The organism is Amycolatopsis nalaikhensis, from assembly GCF_030264295.1.
In the GTDB taxonomy this organism is placed as follows: Bacteria; Actinomycetota; Actinomycetes; order Mycobacteriales; family Pseudonocardiaceae; genus Amycolatopsis; species Amycolatopsis nalaikhensis.
In genome coordinates, this window is the sequence record NZ_CP127173.1 from 1,322,498 (window position 1) to 1,340,217 (window position 17,720).

Here is a 17,720-nt window from a genome sequence, read left to right on the forward strand (position 1 = left end):
AGAGGCGTGGCCCCTTGGGCCACGCCTCTTCTTCCAGTAGCGGGGACAGGATTTGAACCTGCGACCTCTGGGTTATGAGCCCAGCGAGCTACCGAGCTGCTCCACCCCGCGTCGTGACACCTACCTTACGCCCTCGTTTCCGACGGGTGCACGGCAGGTGCCCGATGTCACCCTCCGGGCTGCGTGCTGGGCGGCGGAGTGCTGCTTCCCGGCGCCGCGGTCTTCGCCGCTTCGTACGCCTTCGCGGCCGCGTCGAGGGCGGCGAGCGCCGCACCCTGGTCCGCGAAGTTGCCCGACTGCTGGGCGGCCTTGAGCTTCGCGAGCGCCGCCTGGATGTCCGTCACGGCCTTGTCGAGCGCCGCGTTGCCCCCGCCGTTGTTGGGTGGCGGAGTGGTCGGCGTCGTCGGAGGCGTTGTCGGAGGTGTCGTGGTCGGCTGCCCGGCTTGCGGCGGCGTGGTCGTCGCCTCACCGGTGCCCGCCCCGAAGACCTGATCAAGGGCTTCCTGCAGCGTCGCGCCGTAGCCGACCTTCGGCCCGTACGAGACGAGGACGCGGGCCAGCTGCGGGTAGCTGTTCTGGTTGCGCTGCCGGATGTAGACGGGTTCGACGTAGAGGAACCCGTCGGCGACCGGGAGCGTGATCAGGTTGCCGTAGATCGGGATGACGTTGGGGTTGTTGAAAAGCGTTCGGTCCTGCGCCACCCGTGGATCGCTCTGGAACCGGTTCTGGACTTGGACCGGACCGTCGACCTGCGTGGCTCCGGTGGCCGCGCTGGGTAGCTGGAGGACGCGGATCTTCCCGTAGTCCGCCGGATCGGACGACACCGACATCCACGACGCCAGGTACTGCCGCTGCAGACCGGTCGAAGAGCTCGTCAGCTGGAACGTCGGCTTCGACTGGCCCGGTGTGTCGGCGAGGACGTAATAACCGGGCTGGTTGGCGGCACCGGCCGCGGCCGGGTTCGAGCCGCCTTCGGCCGTCGGGTCCTGCGGGACGCTCCAGAACGCCTGCTGCGAATAGAACTCCTGCGGGTTGCTGACGTGGTAGCGCGACAGCAGCTCACGCTGGATCTTGAACAGGTCCTCCGGGTAGCGGAAGTGCGCCCGCAGGTCCGGCGAGATCTCGGAAGCTCGGCTTCACCAGCCCGGGGAAGACCTTCTCCCAGGCGTCGAGGACCGGTTCCTTGTCGTCGATCGAGTACAGGTTCACCGTGCCGTTGAACGCGTCGACGGTGGCCTTGACCGAGTTGCGGATGTAGTTGATCGAGCTGTTGGCCTGCCGCGCGACCCCGTTGAGCGAGTCGTTCGTGGCCGCGCCCAGCTGGACCTGCTGGGCGTACGGGAAGTTGTTGATCGTCGTGTAGCCGTCGATGATCCACTGGATCTTGCCGTCGACGACCGCCGGGTACGGGTCGCCGTCGAGGGTCAGCCACGGCGCGACCTTGCTGACGCGCTCACGCGGGTCGCGGTTGTACATGATCTTGGAGTTGTCGCCGATGGCGTCGGAGAACAGGATGTTCCGTTCGCCGTACTCGGCCGCGAAAGCGAGGCGGTTGAACCAGTTGTCGACCGAGACGCCGCCCGTGCCCTTGTAGGTGTAGCGGTCGGTCGCGGTGTCGTACTCGCCCGGCGCGTTGCCGGACGTGCCGCCCACGATGGCGTAGTCGGAGTCCGCGGCGGACAGCTCGCCGTAGTAGATGCGCGGTTCCTTGACCTCGATGCCCGGCTGGTTCGGGCCGGGCGAGCCGGCGCCGGTCGGGTTCTGGGTGTCGCTCGTGGTGGCGATCGGGTAGCCGCCGTCGGAGTTGGCGTCCTTGACCGCGCGGTCGATCGTGTTGGCGGGCGCGGCGACGAAACCGTTGCCGTGGGTGTAGACGAGGTGCTTGTTGATCCAGCTGGTCTGGTTGCCGGTCAGGCCCTCGGTCTTGATCTCCTTCGCCGCGACGATGTAGTCCTGCGTCACGCCGCCGACGGTGTAGCGGTCGATGTCCAGCTTCGCCGGGAAGCCGTAGAAGTTCTCCCGGCCGACGCGCTGGGTGAAGGTGTCGGAGAGGATGTTCGGGTCGAGCAGCCGGATGTTCGACATCGTCCCGGTGTCGGCCTTGAGCTGGGCGGGCGTCGCGGAGGACGCGCCCGTGTACGGCTGGTACTGGACGTCGGTGAGGCCGAACGCCTTGCGGGTGGCGTCCATGTTGCGCTGGATCGACGTCGCTTCCTTCTCGTTCGCGTTGGGCTTCACCGAGAACTGGTCGAGGATCGCCGGCCACGCGACGCCGACCAGGATGCTCGACAGGATCAGCAGCACGAGCGCGATCGCCGGCAGCTGCAGGTTGCGCAGGAAGGCACCGGCGAAGAACGCGACCGCGCAGATCACCGAAATGCACAGCAGGATCAGCTTCGCGGGCAGGACCGCGTTCAGGTCGGTGTAGGTCGCACCGATGAACAGGGGGGCGCCGCGGTCGGACAGCAGCAGGTTGTACCGGTCGAAGAAGTACTCGACCGCCTTCAGCAGCACGAAGAGCCCGACGGTGATGGCGAGCTGCGCGCGGGTCGGGCCGGCGAGCTGGCCGCCCTTGCCGGCCAGCCGGATGCCGCCGAAGACGTAGTGCGAGATCAGCGCGCCGAAGAAGGAGATGACGACCGTGATGAACAGCCAACCGAGGAGCCAGTTGTAGAACGGGAGGTCGAAGGCGTAGAAGCCGACGTCGTTGCCGAACTCGGGATCGGTCTGGCCGAACGAGGTGCCGTTCAGGAACAGCTGCACGACCTGCCAGTCGCCCTGGGCGGACAGGCCGGCGATGAGGCCGGTGAGCACCGGGATGCCGATGCCGAAGAGGCGGATCCGCGCCACGATCGCCGAGCGGTAGCGCGCCAGCGGGTCGTCGGCGCCGGAGATCGGCACGAACACCGGGCGCGTCCGGTAGGCGATCATCAGGCTGACCGCGAGCGCGCCGCCGACGAGCAGGCCGACGGCGAAGAACAGGATGATCCGGGTCACCACCTGGGTGGTGAACACTCCCCGCGCGCCGACTTCGCCGAACCACAGCCAGTCGACGTACGTGTCGAGGAGACGGGCCCCGAGCAGCAGCGCCAGCACGACGATCGCGGCGATGATGAGGAGGATCCGGCTCCGCCGGGACAGCTTCGGCAGGCTCACCGGGGGCCCAGTCGCCACGGCACACGCTCCTGTCTTCGTCAGCACTTGAGCAGGGGCGCGTGCGCCCCCTGATTCCCTAACTCTACGGATGCCGGGTGAAGTTCCCGGGACCCGCCCAAACCGGACGCGCGGCGACCGTTCGCCGCCCGACCTGACACGATGTGCGCATGGAACCGCAGCAGCAGGCCGGCGTGGCCGCTCTCGCGCGCGAGATCGAGGAGTTCATGGCCGCGGGCGGCTGGGACCAGCCGCCGCAGCTGTTCGCGCTGGTGCCGACCGCGGCCCTGCTGGACGAGCAGCCGGAGCTGGCGGGCCAGCTGGACCGGGCGAACCCGCTGACGCCGGTCGCGCAGGAAGCGCTGCCCGAAGGCGACCTCGCCGAGGCGCTGGCCCGGATCGCCTGGCCCGACCTGGTGATCGGCTGCGCGCTGGCCCAGGAGATCATCGTGCTCCCGCCGGGTTCGGAGTCGGAGCTGCCGGACGTCGCCGAGGCCGACGCGGACAGCCTGCGCCGCGCGGCCGCCGACCACCCGCAGCGGACGGAAGCCCGCCTGGTCGCCGCGGTGCTGCGTGACGGCGAAGGCGCGTGCGTGATGCGGCTGCGCGGGATGGGCACGGACGAAACGGTCGACGAGATCGTGGAAAGCCCCGACCTGGCGCCGAACCTCATCGAAGCGTTGAAGGCCACGCTGCTCCCCTAGCAGGACGCCGTCGGGCGGCCCGCTTTCAGGTTGTCCAGCTGAGTGAGCGCGTCGTCCAGTGTGGACACCTTGATGAGGTTGAGCCCGGCCGGCGCGGTCGTCTTGGCCTCGGCGCAGTTGTGCTCGGGCACCAGGAAGTCGGTGGCGCCTGCTTCGCGGGCGCCGACGACCTTGAACGAGATCCCGCCGATCGGGTCGACCTGGCCGGTCTCGGTGATCTCGCCGGTGCCGGCGATGTGCCGCCCGCCGGCCAGGTCGCCGGGCTGGAGCCGGTCGATGATCGCGAGGGTGAACATCAGCCCGGCCGACGGGCCGCCGACGTCCTGCAGCGAGATGTTGACGGTGAAGGGCGCGTCGGCGCGGTCGGCCGCGGTCAGGCCGATGAAGCCCTCCTTGCGGTCCGGGCGCGAAGCGAGCGTGAGCGGCACGGTCCGCTCCGGCTGGCCGTCGGACTGGAAGGTGATCTGCACGGTCTGGCCGGGCAGGGTGCCGGCGAGCGCGGCCCGCACGTCGGCGGCCTCGGCGATCTTCTTGCCGTTCACGGTGATCAGCCGGTCGCCGGGGGACAGCACGTGGTCGGCCGGGCTGCCGGAGACGATCTGCTTGGCCAGCACCTTGATCGGGTAGCCGAGCTTGCGCAGCGCGGCGACCTGCGCGTTCGTCTGCGAGTCCTGGAGCTGCTGGATGTTCTCCTGCTTGACCTGCTCGTTGGTCTCGCCGGGCTTGAAGTACTCCTCGCGCGGCGCGAGCGCGTACCGGCCGCTGGCCCAGAAGCCGAGGCCCTGGAAGAGGGTGACGCCGTCGTGCAGGGAGACGGTCGTCATCCGCAGCTCGCCGGTGGTCTGGAAGGTCTGGTGACCCGTGACCTGGATGACCGGGTTGCCGGCGGCGTCGCGACCCAGCGTGTCGTAGGTGGGGCCGGGGCTGATCGCCACGTACGGCACCGGCACGACCGAGCCGAGCACCACGAAGACGAGGAACAGCGAGCCGCTGACCACGAGCGTCCAGCCGCGGCGGGTCATCCGCCTGGCCTCCCCGGCGGACTCGGCCGCCGGGTCCGGGCTGCTCTTCGCGGGCGCGGTCTGCTCGGAGGACTTGGTCACGCATGACAGCGTACGGTGACCGTGTTCGCTTCTCGGTGAAGGCCACGCACATGGGTCCGGTTGACGCGCTCAGCGGTGTCCGACCCGCGTACGGTGGACACATGAGCAAACCCCCGTTCGGCTTCGGACCTTCCGATCCCGACAAACGAGGTGAGAACGACCCCTCGGAAGGCGGGCAGCAGTCCGGCGCCGAGGCCTTCAACCAGCTCGGGCAGATGCTGAGCCAGCTGGGCCAGATGCTCAGCCAGGCCGGCACCTCCAGCGGGCCGGTGAACTACGACCTCGCCAAGCAGATCGCCCTGCAGACGCTGGGCAGCGCCGGCAACACGGGCGAAAGCCGCCTCGGTTTCTCGGGCGGCGACGACGCGAACGCGGCGGTCCGCGACGCGGCCCACCTGGCGAAGCTTCGGCTCGACGCGGCGACGGTGTTCCCGGCCGGCGCGACGTCGACGGTCGCCTGGTCGCCGCGGACCTGGGTGGAGAAGACGCTCCCGACGTGGCAGCGGCTGTGCGACCCGGTGGCCCAGCAGATCTCCGGTGCCTGGATGCAGGCGCTGCCGGAGGAGGCCAAGCAGGCGGCGGGCCCGTTGCTGCAGATGATGGGCCAGATGGGCGGCATGGCGTTCGGCTCCCAGCTGGGCAACGCCCTGGCCCAGCTGGCATCGGAGATGCTGACGTCCACGGAGATCGGCTTGCCGCTGGCCCCGGCCGGCACCTCGGCCCTGCTCCCGGCGAACATCGAGAAGTTCGCGGAAGGCCTGGAGCTGCCGAACAGCGAGATCCTGGTGTTCCTGGCCGCCCGCGAGGCCGCCCACCAGCGGCTGTTCACGCATGTGCCGTGGCTGCGCCAGAGGCTGCTGGCAACGGTCGAGGAGTTCGCGCACGGCATCTCGGTGGACACGTCGGCGCTGGAGTCGTTGGCCGGCCGCATCGACCCGTCGAACCCGGCGAGCATCGAAGAGGCGATGTCCTCGGGGCTGTTGGAGCCCCAGACGACAGAGGAGCAGAAGGCGGCCCTGAACCGCCTGGAGACGCTGCTGGCGCTGGTGGAGGGCTGGGTCGACGTGGTGGTGGCGGAGGCGGTCGGAGATCGCCTCCCGGGAGCGGACGCGCTGCGCGAGACGCTGCGCCGCCGCCGGGCAACGGGCGGCCCGGCAGAGCAGACGTTCGCGACGTTGGTGGGCCTGGAGCTGCGCCCCCGCCGGATGCGAGCGGCGTCGTCGCTGTGGAAGCTGGTGGGAGACCGCCACGGAGCGGAGAAGCGCGACGGCCTGTGGTCCCACCCGGACCTGATGCCGACGGCGGAGGACCTGGACGAGCCGATCGACTTCGCGGACCGAGTGGGCGAAGCGGGTTCGATCGACGACCTGGACCCGATCGCGGAGCTGGAGCGCACGGAGCGAGCGGAGAAGGACGAGCGGTCGGGCAAGCCGGAAGGCGAGGACCCACCGTCCGAAGAGGGCGGCAAGTCGTCCTGAGCTGACGTTGGAAGGCCGGTGATCCGCAGCGCGGGTCACCGGCTTTCTGCTGTGAGGGGGCGCCTGGCCGGTCGCAACCGCTCGCGCCTGTCCTCGCGCAACCACTCGCGCCCGCCCCCGCCAGCCCAGATCCGCTACCCACCCGCGCCCGGCCCGCAAGCCCTCGCGCCGCCCCGGCCCGCAGCCCACCCGTGCCCGTCCCACAAGCCCAGCTCAGCCCGCGCGGACCCGCACCCACCAGGCCGATCTCCGCCCCATCAGCCAGCCCCACCTCCCCGCGCCCGGCCCGCAAGCCCAGCCCGCGCCCATCCAGCCACCCAAGCCACGCCAGCGACCCGCCCAACCCCGCCCGAAGGCAACCGGGGCAACCCGCGAACCCGCGAATCACCCCGGCCACCTCACCCGCTCAATCCTCGGTGGAGATCCCCCACCCGGCAGCGGCCGACAGCCCCTCGAGGTATCCCATGGCCCGCTCGGTCTTGGGATACCGCCGCACGAGCGCCCAGAAAGCCGCGTCGTGCCCGGGCTCGCGCAGGTGCGCCAGCTCGTGCACCAGCACGTAGTCGAGCACCCAAGGAGGCACCTTCCGCAGGTGTTCGCTGACCCGGATGGTCGCGTCGACCGGCGTGCAGGACGCCCACCGCGTGCGCATCGGCGCCACCCAGCGGACGCTCGCCGGCACCGCGGTGCCGCCCAGGTACTTCCCCGAAAGCAGCGCGCAGCGCGCCAGCAGGGCTTCGTCCGACGTCTTCGGGGACGCCGGCCGACGTGGTTCCGAGCGCTGCAGCTTGCGCTCCATCTCGGCGACCCAGTGTTTCTCCTCCGCCCTGGTCATCCGCGCCGGGATGAGCACGACGAGCGTGTCGTCGTTCCAGTACGCGGTGACCGTCCGGTGCCGACGCTGGCTGCGCCGCACTTCGACCTTGTGTCCGGGTGTGTCCGACGGGGGGTTCGTTTCCCCCCGGCCTCTCAGTGAGGACATCCGTGCTTCGACCACTCGACAACGGTAAGGCCAGGCACCGACAACTCCGAGCGCCTTGAGGTCACAAGCCCGAGTTGTCCACAGCCGGCTCCACTTGTGGACAACTCGGCCCGCCGGAGGCTTTGCCGGGCCGTCCCCGCCCTGCCGCCTGCCATCCTGCGAACATGATCCTCTCCACCGCGGACATGCCACCGGTCCTCCTGCCGGCCCATCCCGCCCTGCTCCCGGGCCTGACGGTGCTCGAACGCGGCTCGCGTGAAATCCAGATCGGGCTCGACCCGCGCCACGGCGTGATCGTCGAAGGGCTGCCGCCGGACCTCGTCACGCTGCTGCGCACGCTCGACGGGAGCATGCCCGTCGAGCGGATCCTGCTCGCGGAGAGCGAACACCGCGACCAGGTGCGGACGTTGTTGCGCCAGCTGACCGCGCTCGGCCTGGTCACCGACGCCGGGCCGGCCGACGGCCCCGGTCTCCGCGCCGAAACCGGCCTCTGGTCCCTGCGAGCCCGCCACCACCAAGGGGCCATGACGCACCGGCGCCGTGCCACGGCGGTCACCGTGCACGGCGACGGCCGGATCGCGGTCGCGGTGGCCGTCCTGCTGGCCAACGCCGGGATCGGGCACGTCGAGCTGCGCGTGCCCGGCGCGGTGGCCGAGCACGACATCGGCTCGGGCTTCACCGATGCGGACCTCGGACGCCCCCGGAAGCAGGCGCTCGCCGACCTGCTCCGCCGGGTCGATCCGGGCGTCAAGGTCACCCGTCTGCACGACCGGTACCCGGACCTGGTGCTGCTCACCGACGCCGTCGTGCCCGCGCCGGAGATCGTCGCCGAGCTGATGGAGGACGGCGTCCCGCACATGCCGGTGCGCGTCCGCGACGGCACCGGCATCGTCGGGCCGCTGGTCATTCCGGGCCGCAGCTCGTGCCTGCGCTGCGCCGACCTGCACCGGACGGACCTCGACCCGTGCTGGCCCCGCGTCGCCGGCCAGCTCGCCGGCCGGCACCAGCGCCCCGACCTCGGCGCGGTCCAGTCGAGCGCGGCGCTGGCGGTCGCCCAGGCCATGCGGCTGCTCACCCCGGCCGGACCGGCGCCGCCGGCGTGGAACGCGACGCTCGAGATCGACGCCTTCGACGGCCGCACTCGCCACCGCGGCTGGCCCCCGCACCCGCGGTGCGGTTGCGGCGCGCGAGCCGTACCGCAGGAGACGTAGGCCACTCCGACGTCGCGAGCAGGCTGCGCGCCGCCGAGGTCGCAAGGCAGAATCGCCGGTGTGACCGACTTCCGCGACCCAGCCGATCGTGACACCGCGATGCCGCGCAAGGGTGCCGCCCGTACCGCCAAGCTCGCCAGTCTCCCCCTCGGGATCGCCGGGCGGGCGGTCGGCGGCTGGGGCAAGCGGCTGGCCGGCCAGAGCGCGGAGCAGGTCAGCGCGACGCTCTCGGCCAAGGCCGCCGAGCAGCTGTTCGAGGTGCTCGGCACGCTCAAGGGCGGGGCGATGAAGTTCGGCCAGGCCCTGAGCGTGTTCGAGGCGGCGGTGCCGGACGACATGGCGAAGCCGTACCGGGAGGCGCTGACGAAGCTGCAGGCCGCGGCGCCGCCGATGTCGGTCCGGCAGACCCACCGCGTGCTCGCCGAGCAGCTGGGCCGCACCTGGACCAGCCGGTTCACGTCGTTCGACGACGAGCCGGCGGCGGCCGCGAGCATCGGCCAGGTGCACCGCGCGGTCTGGCACGACGGCCGCGAGGTCGCGGTCAAGGTGCAGTACCCGGGCGCCGACGAGGCGTTGCGCAGCGACCTGCGGCAGCTGCAGCGGTTCAGCAGGCTGTTCCAGGCGTTCGTGCCCGGCACCGAGGTCAAGCCGCTGCTGGCCGAGCTCGCCGAGCGGATGAACGAGGAGCTGGACTACCAGGCTGAAGCCCAGCACCAGCGCGCCTTCGCGAAGGCGTTCGACGGCGACCCCGGCATCCTGGTGCCGCGGGTGGTCGCCAGCGCGCCGAAGGTCGTCGTGACGGAGTGGGCGAACGGCACGCCGCTGTCGAAGGTGATCGCGGACGGCGACCGCGAGACCCGGAACCTGGCGGGCCGGCTGCTGGCGGAGTTCCACTACTCCTCCCCCGAGCGCGTCCACCTGCTGCATTCGGACCCGCACCCGGGCAATTTCATGATCACGGCGGACGACAGGCTGTGCGTCATCGACTTCGGCGGGGTCGCGCGCCTGCCCGACGGCATCCCCCGCCACCTGGGCGAGATGACGCGGCTGGCCCTCGACGGCCAGTCCACCGAGCTGATGCGCCTGCTGCGGGAGAACCGGTTCATCCGGCCGGACAGCGACCTGACGGCGGACGAGGTGCTGGCGTACCTGGCGCCGTTCACCGAGCCGCTGGCCGAGCCGACGTTCCACTTCACGCGCCGGTGGATGCAGAAGCAGGCGGGACGGGTGGGCGACAGCCGCGGCAACGACTTCCGCGTCGGCCGTTCGCTCAACCTGCCGCCCGAGTACCTGATGATCCACCGGGTCACGGCGGGTTCGACGGGCATCCTCTGCCAGCTCGACGCGGAGATCCCCGCCCGCGGGATCGTCGAGCGCTGGCAGCCCGGGTTCGCCGCCTGAGTTGTCCACAGGGCACGCCTCGAACGGGTGGTTCCGGGCGAGTTGTCCACAGGCGCGGGGAACGGGGTTCCACCCGGTTGGCCGAGCCTCCATGCTCGATGCATGACTGCTACTCACTGCGTTGACCCACTGGCCCTCAGTAACCCCGGCACGTGCGAGGTGATGAACCTCGAACAGTTACGCCGCGCCGGAGTATCCGATCGAAGAACCCGGCGGCTCTGCGGCCCGGGAGGGCCGTGGCGCCGCCTGCACCCCGGTGTCGTCCTGCTGCGCAACACCGCGCCGACGCGGCAGCAGCTGCTGCACGCCGCGCTGGTGCGGTACGGGCCGAGGGCGGTGATCACCGGCGCGGACGCATTGCGCGCCCACGGCGTGAAGTGCCCGGAGGCGGGCGACATCCAGCTGCTGGTGCCGGAGTACTGCCGGATCGTGCCGTACGAGGGCGTCCGCGCGGCGCGCACGGCCCGCGTGCCGGAGCCGGTGGTGGTCGACGGGCTACCGTTCGCCCCGCCGGCGAGGGCGACGCTCGACCTGGTGCGTGCCGAGCCCGACCCGGCGCGCATCCGTCACTTCCTGACGCTGTCGCTCTACTGGGGTCTGTGCGACCGGCAGGAGCTGCTGGCGGAGCTGGAGACGGGTGCCCAACGCGGCTCGGCGGCGGTCCGGAAGGTCCTCCGCGAGCTGGACGAGGGCCCGATCCAGGCCCACGGCCTGGCGGCGAAGGTCCTGGACACGGCTCGGCTCCCGCCGCCAGCGTGGGACGTGACGATCTGCGACCGCCGAGGCCGCCGCATCGGCGAGGCGGACGCGTGGTGGGACGAGATCGGCCTGGCGTGGCAGTACCGGTGCGCCCCGCCCACGGCGGGCTTCTCGCACCTGGCCCTGGCGGCGACGGGCATAGTCCTGGTGCGCTGCACGGTCCCCCAGCTGCGCCAGGTACCGAACGAGGTGGCCCGAGAGCTGGCATCGGCATTCGGGGACGCATCCCGAACACCCCGCCCCAGGGTGCGAACGGTCCCGATGACCCAACCAGGCGACGCGGCATGAGCCACCACAACGCGGACAGCACCAAAGCCCGGGTCGGTCACCAGTACTCGTCGGGCAGCTTCCCTTCGATGTCCCGCACGTGCTGCCGCGCGCAGTCCGGGCAGAGCCACCGGAGGGCGCCCCGCTCGCGGGTGGAGACCCAGGCGAGCGCGGTGGCCGGGTCATCGTCGGCGCTGCGGGCGCGCCCACAGCGCGTGCACACAACGGGCTCCGGCGCGCTCACGGCAACCGTCCACAGTGGATCGCCTTGGCGCCGAAGAGGAAGAGGTCGTCCCGCTTCCCGAGGAAGTGCGGGCCATCAGGATCGATCAGCGCGGCAACGGCATCCCGATCATCGGCGTCGAGCAGGTCCCCAGCCGACTCGGCGAGCCACCCGATGCGGTGCACGACGTATTCGCGAAGGAGGTCGGAGCCAGGCATGGGGTGATCGATGAGCGCACCGAAGGACTCGACGTCGGCGAGCCCGGCTTCACGCAGAGCGCGCGGCCAGCCATAGGGCATGGAGACACTGCCGGGAAGCCCGGCCCGCATCCCTTCAAACCAGACGGCCCGCGCGCCGAGCAACCGCTGTTCCAGCCCAGGCCGCCCGACGCCGAGTTCCCAGGGGAGGCATCGCATGTCAAGCCCACCCTCACCGATGGCGAGCACCCCGCCGGGCTTGAGCAACCCGGCGAGGGTGCGCAGGGCGGCCTGCTGATCACCGACGTGGTGCACAACGCCGGAGGCCCAAACAAGATCAGCGGCGGCAACCCGAGAACCCAACGCGGGATCGGCGAGGTCCCCGGCTTGCGCGACAACATCAACCCGTTCACCGGCGGCCGCGGAGACAACCCGCCGAGCCTCCTCGAGCAGGGCGGGCGTGGCATCGACAAGAGCGACGGTGCCCCCGGCGCCACGGGCAAGCTCGCGCGCGAAGAGCACGCTCATGCCCCCGGCCCCACACCCGACATCAACAAGGGTCGGCCGTTCCGGAACCATCGAAACCAGCCGCCGCGCGACGGGCGCGAGGGCTTCGGCGTCGAGGGCATCGGCCATGCGCAGCTGGGCCAGGCGGTCCGCCCAGTCGATGTGATCGTGGGTGTGTACGGACATCACCCCATTCAACACCAGCGAGGCCCCGGCCCAACCGCACCGAGCGGGCCGACAAGAAGGAGGCCACGAAAGGGGCGCCGCCCGCAAGCGGCACCACGCTAGCCAGTCCCGCGACGACCCGGCCGCACGACCGCCCGGCGACCCGGCGACCCGGCGACCCGGCGACCCGGCGACCCGGCGACCCGGCGACCCGGCGACCCGGCGACCCGGCGACCCGGCGACCCGGCGACCCGGCGACCCGGCGACCCGGCGACCCGGCGACCCGGCGACCCGGCGACCCGGCGACCCGGCGACCCGGCGACCCGGCGACCCGGCGACCCGGCGACCCGGCGACCCGGCGACCCGGCGACCCGGCGACCCGGCGACCCGGCGACCCGGCGACCCGGCGACCCGGCGACCCGGCGACCCGGCGACCCGGCGACCCGGCGACCCGGCGACCCGGCGACCCGGCGACCCGGCGACCCGGCGACCCGGCGACCCGGCGACCGAAGCATGCCCTCACCGCACCGCCGCCGCACAAGCTGCCGCCGTCCCGCCCGAGCCGCCGCCCCGCACGACTTGCCGCTCCACGTGGGCGCGCCGCAACCACCGCGGCAAGCAGCAGCCGCGCCGAGCAACCGTGAAGCCGACCCGGTCCCAACCGCCGCGACACCGGCGGCCCACCCACAAACGCGCGCGAGGGCCCCCGCCGCCCGGAGGCGGCGGGGGCCCTCGCTCAGTTCTGGTCCTGGTACCGCTCCGCTCGGCGAGCCGCCCAGCGGGCTACTCGCGTCCAGCGGCGTACCGCTCGTGCGCTACCTCGGGCCCGCTGGGCGCGGACCCCCTCTTCCAGATCCCGTATTCGGGCCCTCGACAGTTCTTCGTAAAGCAACATCTCGCTGATCTCCTCGATCTCGGTCTTCGTCAACTGCAGCTGCTCGTCGATGCGAGCTTCGTAATCCCTGGTCGTGACCGGTTCGACGCTCATGCGGCGGCGCTCCGGTGATCGCCGCTCTTGGCAGCGGCGGGCTCGACGGTCGCGTTCTTGCGCGGACGGCCACGGGGCCGCTTGCGCGCGATCACCACGCCGCGCTCGAAGATCTCGCCGCCCCAGACGCCCCACGGCTCGCGACGGGCCAGGGCACCGGCCAGGCACGCCTCGCGCACCGGGCAGTCCGCGCACTGGGCCTTGGCGCGCTCGAGCTCGGCCGGGGACTCCGCGAACCACAGGTCCGCGTCGCCCGAACGGCAGGGCAGCGCCGCGTCGGGCACGGCGATCGGGTCGAGCAGGTCGGCGAATATTGCCTCACCCGAGGTGTAGGCGATGGCCGAAGACATGGCAGTTCCTCCTTGTGTCGTACGGGTTTTCGGTTGGGAGATGGAGCTGGGCAACGCTGGTCCTCTTGGGTTGTGCAGCCAAAAACACGAAGGCCGCGGATCCGGGTTTTCCGGTTCCGCGGCCTTCGTGAGCCTCGTGTCCTGACTAGGTCAGGAACTTCGCTCCCGTATCGACAACGGAACACGGAACTGCTTGATGGTCGGCAGATCGGCCTGCGGGTACGCGGCGAGAACGCCCTGCGTCCCGAAGACGACGACACCGGTGGCCCAACGCCGCTCGACGCGACGCATGCCACGGATCTCGTGCGCGCTCACGGACACACCAGTGCCCGGGCGCTGAGCAGCCGCAACTTCCGCGGCGCAGGACAGACGGGTGCCCGGGTTCGTGAGCGTCATGTTGATGGTCATTTCACCGGCACCTCCTCATCTGTACTCTGCACACACGGCCGCCGAGCGGCGCTGTCACGTGGATCCCCAGCCGAGCCCTTCGGGCTCGGTACTGGCAGGTTATTGCCCCCCACCACACGGGGGCAACTCAATTAACCGGAAAATCCTCGAAGTTGCGAAGATCGCCCCTGAGCAGCGGGTTCGCCGCGTGGATCATGCCCCGCGCGCGGCCGACACCGCATCGGCGCGGTCACCCGGCCCGAGCGACGCAGGTCCACGGCCGGGCGGACACGAGCCCCGCGGCGACCCTCGAAACGGTCGCGGCACTTCAGTCCGCCCGAAAGGGCAGCGCGGCACGCCCCGGACGGCGCCGACGGGCGGGCCCGGCCAATGCGAGCAGCTCGGGCACGGCGGACTGCCCACGAGCGGCTCGATCGCAACCGACCCGGCCGCGAGCGGCGCCGCACAACCAGCGCGCCCACCTCAACCTCAGGCGCTCGCGGAAGCCCGCACCACCTTGAGGATCTCCGCACCGAACCGCTCCAACTTCGTGGCGCCGATCCCCGAGATCGACACCAGCGCCGCTTCATCAGCCGGGCGTTGCTCGGCGATCGCCATCAGCGTCGCGTCCGTGAACACCACGAACGCCGGCACCTTCAGCTCCCTCGCCCGGTCGGCGCGCCACGACTTCAGCCGCTCCAGCAGGTCCTCGTCCACCGTCGACGGGCAGCGCCCGCAGCGGCCCAGCTTCACCTCGAGCGTCTCCAGCAGCGGTCCGCCGCACACTCGGCAGCGCGTCTTGATCGGCGCCGACGGCTTCTGCTGCGACCGAGCCACCCGGGCCGCCGGGTGGTCCTCCGGGATCAGGCCGTACAAAAACCTGCTGCGGCGGCGGTTTCGCCGTCCCCCCGGCGTTCGGGCCAGTGCCCACGACAACCACAGGTGCTCGCGGGCCCGCGTCACGCCCACGTAGAACAGGCGCCGCTCCTCTTCGATCGCCGCTTCGTCGTCGCCCGCGTGGAGGATCGGCATCGTTCCCTCCGCCAGGCCGACCAGGAACACCGCGTCCCACTCCAGGCCCTTCGCCGCGTGCAGCGATGCCAGCGTCACGCCCTCCACCGTCGGCGGGTGCTGGGCCGCCGCGCGCTGGTCCAGCTCGGCGCAGAAACGCGGCAGGTCGGCGTCGGAAACCGTCGCGGCGAGCTCCTCGGCCAGTTCGACGATCGCCAGCAGCGCGTCCCACCGCTCCTTCGCCGCGCCGCCCGCCGGCGGGGACTCCGTCAGGCCCACCCGCGCCAGCACCGAGCGGACCGTCGTCACCAGGTCGGAACTGACGTCGCCGCTCGCCGTGCGCAGGGCCGACATCGCCTGCCGGACCTCCGTCCGGTTGAAGAACCGCTCGCCGCCGCGGACCAGGTACGGGATGCCCGCCTCCGCCAGCGCCGACTCGTACGCCTCCGACTGGGCGTTCACGCGATACAAGATCGCGATCTCGCTCGCCGCGACGCCGCCGTCGAGCAGCTCGCGGACCCGCCGCGCGACCGCCTCGGCCTCGACCGCCTCGTCGTCGAACTCGGCGAACCGCGGCTCCGGCCCCGACGGACGCTGGCCGATCAGCTTCAGCCGCGACCCCGCCGGCCGTCCCCGCGCCGCGCCGATCACGCGGTTCGCCAGCGAAACGACCTCCGGTGTCGACCGATAGTCGCGCTCAAGCCGGACGACCGTCGCGTCCGGGTAGCGGCGGGTGAACTCCAGCAGCGGCCGCGGCGACGCGCCGCCGAACGAATAGATCGTCTGGTTGGCGTCGCCGACCACCGTCAGGTCGTCGCGGCCGCCGAGCCACGCGTCGAGCAGGCGCTGCTGCAGCGGCGTCACGTCCTGGTACTCGTCGACGACGAAGCAGCGGTAGCGGTCGCGGAACTCCTCCGCGACGACGCCGTGCTCCTCGAGCACCGCCGTGGTGTGCAGCAGGAGGTCGTCGAAGTCGAGGACCTGCGCGGCGTTCTTCAGTTCTTCGTACGTGCGGTAAACCTCGGCCACCTGCGCCGCCGGCGCCGGGATGTCGCGCTGGGCGCGCGCCGTCACGGCCGGGTAGTCGTCCGGGCTGATCAGGGACGCCTTCGCCCACTCGATCTCGCTCGCCAGGTCGCGCAGCACCTCGACCTCGGTGCCCAGCCGCGCCCGGTTCGCCGCCTGGCCGACGAAGCGCAGCTTGTTCTCCAGCAGCTCCCACGGCCGGTCGCCGACCACGCGCGGCCAGAAGTACCGCAGCTGGCGGCGGGCGGCGGCGTGGAACGTCAACGCCTGCGCCGCCTCGACGCCGAGGCCGCGCAGCCGGGTCCGCATCTCCCCCGCGGCGCGCGTCGTGAACGTGACGGCGAGAACCTGACCAGCGGAAACGTGCCCGGACCGGACGAGGTGGGCGATCCGGTGGGTGATCGTGCGGGTCTTGCCCGTGCCGGCGCCGGCGAGCACGCAGACCGGCCCCCGCGGGGCACTGGCGGCGGCGCGCTGCTCGGGGTCGAGACCATCGAGCAGTCGGTTCAGGCTCCTGGGGGAAAGTACGCCGGTCACGTCCCGCATCCTCGCAGAGGGGGACGGGGAATCGGGGCAGGGGCACGCGGCCGTATCCTGGTCATATGGCGGGACAGCAGGACAAGGAAGCGGCCAAGCAGGCCAAGAAGGAGAAGCGCGCGGCGAGCAAGGCCCGCCGTGGCCAGCTCTTCGAGGCCTTCAAGATGCAGCGCAAGGAAGACCCCTGGCTCATCCCGTGGATGGTCGGCGCGATCGTCGTCGTCGCCGGCGTGGCGTTCGGGATCGGCTTCTTCTTCGACGCGCAGTGGGTGCTGCTGCCGCTGGGCCTGATCCTCGGCGCCCTGCTGGCCATGATCATCTTCGGCCGCCGCGTGCAGAAGACGGTCTACTCGAAGGCCGACGGCCAGCCCGGCGCCGCGGCGTGGGCGCTGGAGAACCTGCGCGGCCGCTGGAAGGTGACGCCGACCGTCGCGGCGACCACGCAGCTCGACGCCGTGCACCGCGTGCTCGGCGGCCCCGGCGTGGTGCTCGTCGCCGAGGGCGCGCCGCACCGCGTCAAGACGCTGCTCGCCCAGGAGAAGAAGCGCGTCTCCCGCCTGATCGGCGACACCCCGATCTACGACGTGACGATCGGCCACGAAGAGGGCCAGATCCCGCTGAAGAAGCTGCAGGGCTTCCTGATGAAGCTGCCGCGCAACCTCAAGCCGGCCCAGGTCGACGCGCTCGAGGCGAAGCTCGCCGCGCTCGGCAACCGCGGCGCGGCGCTCCCGAAGGGCCCGATGCCCGCCGGCGCGAAGATGCGCAACGTCCAGCGCACGATCCGCCGCCGCTGACTCGCACACGACGAAGGCCCCCGTCCGATCCGGACGGGGGCCTTCGTCGTGGTCAGCGCATCCGGATGACGACGGTGCCGGTCAGCCGGTCGAGCCAGCTGCGGCCGTCGGCGTTGCGGACCGCCGCCGGGATGATCACGAACGTCAGCACCGCCCGCACCAGCGCGCGCAGCGGCCCGACCAGCGCGGCGCCGTCGAGGCGGGCGACGCGGATGCCGACGACACCCATCCCGGGCGTGAAGCCGAAGAAGCCGGCCGACACGACGGAGATGATCGCCCACACGCCGCCGGACCAGAGGTTGAAGTTCTGCATCGCGACCGGGTCCTGCAGGTTCGGGTGCAGGAAGATGGCCGTGACCAGCGCCGCGATGACGAGGTCGACGACCAGTCCGAGCAGCCGGGCCCCGCCGCTCGCCGCCGAGCCGACGCCCGATTCGGGCAAACCGAGCTTTTCGCCCGGCCAGCGCGCGCCCTGCT

15 protein-coding genes, 1 tRNA gene and 1 pseudogene are annotated in these 17,720 nt (G+C 71.7%); 6 read left to right on the top strand and 11 right to left on the bottom strand.

Annotation, left to right across the window (positions count from 1 at the left end; translation table 11 throughout):
- Positions 1 to 37 precede the first annotated feature (37 nt).
- Both QP939_RS06265 and QP939_RS06270 read right to left on the bottom strand, forming a co-directional pair.
- A tRNA-Met gene (locus QP939_RS06265) sits at positions 38 to 111 on the bottom strand.
- A 56-nt stretch (positions 112 to 167) separates the two neighbouring features.
- Positions 168 to 3,156: pseudogene (locus tag QP939_RS06270) on the bottom strand (UPF0182 family protein).
- 167 nt (positions 3,157 to 3,323) lie between these two features.
- Between QP939_RS06270 and QP939_RS06275 the strand changes: the two are divergent.
- Positions 3,324 to 3,857, top strand: a complete 534-nt coding sequence (locus QP939_RS06275; RefSeq protein WP_285455611.1) for a PPA1309 family protein — start codon at positions 3,324 to 3,326, stop codon at positions 3,855 to 3,857.
- On the opposite strand, the gene QP939_RS06280 is transcribed toward QP939_RS06275, so the two are convergent.
- Positions 3,854 to 4,879, bottom strand: coding sequence for a YlbL family protein (locus QP939_RS06280; protein ID WP_285459671.1), 1,026 nt, complete (start codon positions 4,877 to 4,879; stop codon positions 3,854 to 3,856). The two genes, QP939_RS06275 and QP939_RS06280, sit on opposite strands and share 4 nt — an antisense overlap.
- A gap of 182 nt (positions 4,880 to 5,061) precedes the next feature.
- Between QP939_RS06280 and QP939_RS06285 the strand changes: the two genes are divergently transcribed.
- Positions 5,062 to 6,438: a zinc-dependent metalloprotease gene (locus tag QP939_RS06285; RefSeq protein WP_285455612.1), complete on the top strand. Its 1,377-nt coding sequence runs from the start codon at positions 5,062 to 5,064 to the stop codon at positions 6,436 to 6,438.
- A gap of 406 nt (positions 6,439 to 6,844) precedes the next feature.
- Here QP939_RS06285 and QP939_RS06290 read toward each other — a convergent pair whose 3' ends face one another.
- Positions 6,845 to 7,354 carry a M48 metallopeptidase family protein gene (locus tag QP939_RS06290; protein WP_285455613.1) on the bottom strand — a complete coding sequence of 170 codons (510 nt, stop codon included), beginning with the start codon at positions 7,352 to 7,354 and terminating at the stop codon, positions 6,845 to 6,847.
- A gap of 230 nt (positions 7,355 to 7,584) precedes the next feature.
- On the opposite strand from QP939_RS06290, the gene QP939_RS06295 reads away from it, so the two are divergent.
- The 3 genes from QP939_RS06295 to QP939_RS06305 all read left to right on the top strand — a co-directional run bounded on the left by QP939_RS06295 (position 7,585) and on the right by QP939_RS06305 (position 11,079).
- Positions 7,585 to 8,631, top strand: coding sequence for a hypothetical protein (locus QP939_RS06295; RefSeq protein WP_285455614.1), 1,047 nt, complete (start codon positions 7,585 to 7,587; stop codon positions 8,629 to 8,631).
- A 60-nt stretch (positions 8,632 to 8,691) separates the two neighbouring features.
- On the top strand, positions 8,692 to 10,032 hold the full coding sequence (locus QP939_RS06300) for an ABC1 kinase family protein (protein ID WP_285455615.1): 1,341 nt from the start codon (positions 8,692 to 8,694) through the stop codon (positions 10,030 to 10,032).
- 162 nt (positions 10,033 to 10,194) lie between these two features.
- Entirely contained in the window at positions 10,195 to 11,079 is an 885-nt protein-coding gene (locus QP939_RS06305; RefSeq protein ID WP_285455617.1) for a hypothetical protein, read from the top strand.
- Positions 11,080 to 11,116: 37 nt separating this feature from the next.
- On the opposite strand, the gene QP939_RS06310 is transcribed toward QP939_RS06305, so the two are convergent.
- The 6 genes from QP939_RS06310 to QP939_RS06335 form a co-directional block, all read right to left on the bottom strand.
- Positions 11,117 to 11,302, bottom strand: coding sequence for a hypothetical protein (locus QP939_RS06310; protein WP_285455619.1), 186 nt, complete (start codon positions 11,300 to 11,302; stop codon positions 11,117 to 11,119).
- Complete coding sequence (locus QP939_RS06315; RefSeq protein WP_285455620.1) at positions 11,299 to 12,171, bottom strand: class I SAM-dependent methyltransferase; 873 nt, start codon at positions 12,169 to 12,171, stop codon at positions 11,299 to 11,301. Before QP939_RS06315 ends, QP939_RS06310 begins: the two co-directional genes overlap by 4 nt.
- 715 nt (positions 12,172 to 12,886) lie before the next feature.
- Complete coding sequence (locus tag QP939_RS06320) at positions 12,887 to 13,138, bottom strand: hypothetical protein (protein WP_285455621.1); 252 nt, start codon at positions 13,136 to 13,138, stop codon at positions 12,887 to 12,889.
- Complete coding sequence (locus tag QP939_RS06325) at positions 13,135 to 13,488, bottom strand: WhiB family transcriptional regulator (protein ID WP_285455622.1); 354 nt, start codon at positions 13,486 to 13,488, stop codon at positions 13,135 to 13,137. Before QP939_RS06325 ends, QP939_RS06320 begins: the two co-directional genes overlap by 4 nt.
- A gap of 150 nt (positions 13,489 to 13,638) precedes the next feature.
- Positions 13,639 to 13,896: a hypothetical protein gene (locus tag QP939_RS06330; RefSeq protein ID WP_285455623.1), complete on the bottom strand. Its 258-nt coding sequence runs from the start codon at positions 13,894 to 13,896 to the stop codon at positions 13,639 to 13,641.
- A 468-nt stretch (positions 13,897 to 14,364) separates the two neighbouring features.
- Complete coding sequence (locus tag QP939_RS06335) at positions 14,365 to 16,449, bottom strand: ATP-dependent DNA helicase UvrD2 (protein ID WP_285455624.1); 2,085 nt, start codon at positions 16,447 to 16,449, stop codon at positions 14,365 to 14,367.
- 65 nt (positions 16,450 to 16,514) lie between these two features.
- Between QP939_RS06335 and QP939_RS06340 the strand changes: the two genes are divergently transcribed.
- Positions 16,515 to 17,243, top strand: a complete 729-nt coding sequence (locus QP939_RS06340) for a DUF4191 domain-containing protein (RefSeq protein WP_285455625.1) — start codon at positions 16,515 to 16,517, stop codon at positions 17,241 to 17,243.
- Between the two features lie 52 nt (positions 17,244 to 17,295).
- On the opposite strand, the gene QP939_RS06345 is transcribed toward QP939_RS06340, so the two are convergent.
- Complete coding sequence (locus QP939_RS06345; protein ID WP_285459673.1) at positions 17,296 to 17,685, bottom strand: RDD family protein; 390 nt, start codon at positions 17,683 to 17,685, stop codon at positions 17,296 to 17,298.
- Between the last annotated feature and the right edge of the window lie 35 nt (positions 17,686 to 17,720).

Excerpts from the sequence above, each read along its gene's own strand:
- QP939_RS06315 (WP_285455620.1), bottom strand. The coding sequence starts at position 12,171 with ATGTCCGTACACACCCACGATCACATCGACTGGGCGGACCGCCTGGCC.
- QP939_RS06275 (WP_285455611.1), top strand. The coding sequence starts at position 3,324 with ATGGAACCGCAGCAGCAGGCCGGCGTGGCCGCTCTCGCGCGCGAGATC.
- QP939_RS06320 (WP_285455621.1), bottom strand. The coding sequence starts at position 13,138 with ATGAGCGTCGAACCGGTCACGACCAGGGATTACGAAGCTCGCATCGAC.
- QP939_RS06340 (WP_285455625.1), top strand. The coding sequence starts at position 16,515 with ATGGCGGGACAGCAGGACAAGGAAGCGGCCAAGCAGGCCAAGAAGGAG.
- QP939_RS06305 (WP_285455617.1), top strand. The coding sequence starts at position 10,195 with ATGAACCTCGAACAGTTACGCCGCGCCGGAGTATCCGATCGAAGAACC.
- QP939_RS06280 (WP_285459671.1), bottom strand. The coding sequence starts at position 4,879 with ATGACCCGCCGCGGCTGGACGCTCGTGGTCAGCGGCTCGCTGTTCCTC.
- QP939_RS06285 (WP_285455612.1), top strand. The coding sequence starts at position 5,062 with ATGAGCAAACCCCCGTTCGGCTTCGGACCTTCCGATCCCGACAAACGA.
- QP939_RS06330 (WP_285455623.1), bottom strand. The coding sequence starts at position 13,896 with ATGACCATCAACATGACGCTCACGAACCCGGGCACCCGTCTGTCCTGC.
- QP939_RS06325 (WP_285455622.1), bottom strand. The coding sequence starts at position 13,488 with ATGTCTTCGGCCATCGCCTACACCTCGGGTGAGGCAATATTCGCCGAC.
- QP939_RS06295 (WP_285455614.1), top strand. The coding sequence starts at position 7,585 with ATGATCCTCTCCACCGCGGACATGCCACCGGTCCTCCTGCCGGCCCAT.